This is a genomic window from Cysteiniphilum sp. 19S12-1 (assembly GCF_052030685.1).
GTDB lineage: Bacteria > Pseudomonadota > Gammaproteobacteria > Francisellales > Francisellaceae > Caedibacter.
Map to the genome: position 1 here is coordinate 1 of NZ_JBQAJM010000070.1, position 1,990 is coordinate 1,990.

General features: G+C 40.3%; 1 protein-coding gene. It reads right to left on the reverse strand.

Annotated elements, in window-relative coordinates; all coding sequences use genetic code 11:
* Positions 1–446: 446 nt before the first annotated feature.
* Positions 447–1,877, reverse strand: a complete 1,431-nt coding sequence (locus tag ACTS4L_RS11215; protein ID WP_440652060.1) for a DUF7146 domain-containing protein — start codon at positions 1,875–1,877, stop codon at positions 447–449.
* Positions 1,878–1,990 lie beyond the last annotated feature (113 nt).

A 1,990-nucleotide genomic window follows, 5' to 3' on the forward strand; every position in this document is an offset into this window, starting at 1 on the left:
TCCATACATCTAAAGGCTTTTCAGCCAATCTTCCAGAAAATATTTACACATTATCTCTTATCGCACGAGACCGCCTAAATCAAAAGTAACTATCCTTTCCAAATTAAAGGATGATGCCATTAAAGAAAAGGTCATTAACCCACTTAAATATACTAAGCTTGACGATCATGTTATAAGAAAAGAGCGTTTGCTTAATCCTGATTTTAAAATTAATTATTTACCTATTAAACTAAATAGTCCTTACTCTGAAGATATGTATGAAAAAGCTAATCTACATTTCAGTCGTTTGTACTACACTGATGTCAAAAGGAAATACAGAATATGAAAAACATTAATCAAAGACTAAGAGAAAAATTGACCAAACAATAAATGGCTAAAATGAGCCCTGTGGCATAACCGCGAACATGCCGCTACTCAACTTTTATCAAAGTTACATCTATCGATCATCATTCACCAACATCATAACCCTCATCATGAGATTGTGATTGACCTTTGCCTTTAGATGATTGCGCCTGGACTTTATCTCTGTGGTGTCTGGCATAAATATCTATCATTGTTGCCACACTAGCCAAAGCCATTGGACTACCTGATTTGGCAATAACAGCTTCAATTTTATCATCAGTTAAATTAAAGTCTGTACGCTCGCCAGGGTAATCGAGCTCATACTTAACCAGTGCCTGTATATCAGATTTATGTGCCTGTAGCGTTTCATCTGAATACTCTCGCAACCAGTCATTGATATACTCATCACCATCGATAAACTCGTCACGATTTGCCATATAGCGCTTGGCATACATAGACATCGCGTCTTTGGTTTCTTGCGAAATGCCCGGAGCTGCCTGACTTAATTGCAATTGCGTTTGATCAATACGCTTATGCAGACGATCTAATCCCATTTGCTCAGAAATATCATCAACGTGCTGATGCACCAAGACATCATTCCAGTCGGTCTTTTTGAAGCCCTCGATATTTTGTGGCAAGATGACTCGCACATCGATGCCCTGCGCTTTTAATGCAGCTTGCGCCTCATACGTCAAGGCATAAGATTTTGAATCAACACCATCATTGTCTCCTGCAATAATTACTTCACTAGGATTAAAATACTCAATCATATCTTTCATTTTGCCAATATTGGCAGCGGAACCACACGCCGTTAAAACGGTGGCTTTTGGATCAGCCATTGCAATGGATGCGGCAGTTTCTGGCCCCTCTGCAATATATAGCCGCCCTTTTTGCCTTTTTTGCCCTTTCTCATCCTCAGCACCAATATTCACAAAACCTGCTGAGCCAGAAATAACACCTAACGTCAATTTAGGGTTATCCATAAAGCTTGGCTTGTCTGCTGTTTTTGGATCTAAATAAATACGCTGTACACCCGTTAAGCCCTCTTTGCCATACACAGGAACAACGAGCATAGGTAGTTTATTGGTGACCATTTGTCCATCTTTTTCATAGGTCCACGCACCCTTATCTAAGAAACGCATTTGCATGGTATGTATTGGATGAATTGCACGATGTTCTTTTAAGTAACGTTCTGCTAACGTGCCTTTTAATGGCACAGTTGCAGACCATAGCTGTTGTGCTTTGGCAATTTCAGCAGCACGTGTTTTTGCCGCTTCTGCTTCACGTTGCTCGGCAACTTTTTGTGGATCGTAAATTTCAGTGGTTTTAATCTCCTCAACTTTAAGTCCCGCAAAAATAGCCGCCATTTCAAAGTGACTCATGCCCGTTTTTTGTTGCGGGAAGTTTTCTCTGAACGCATCTGCTGGTTGGCGATACTTGTCTTTGACGGGATCATACCATTGACCTTTTTTCTCCCCACTTAACATCACCATGCGATCATATTCATATAACACATAATCCTGCGTTGCTTTCATTGGCTGACCAAAGGCATAATCATAAACATCTAGACGGGTGTTACATCCAACTTTATATGGCTCTTAACTGCTGTTTTTGTCTCGCACTGAATGCGTAGTTTCAGCGCTCCTTA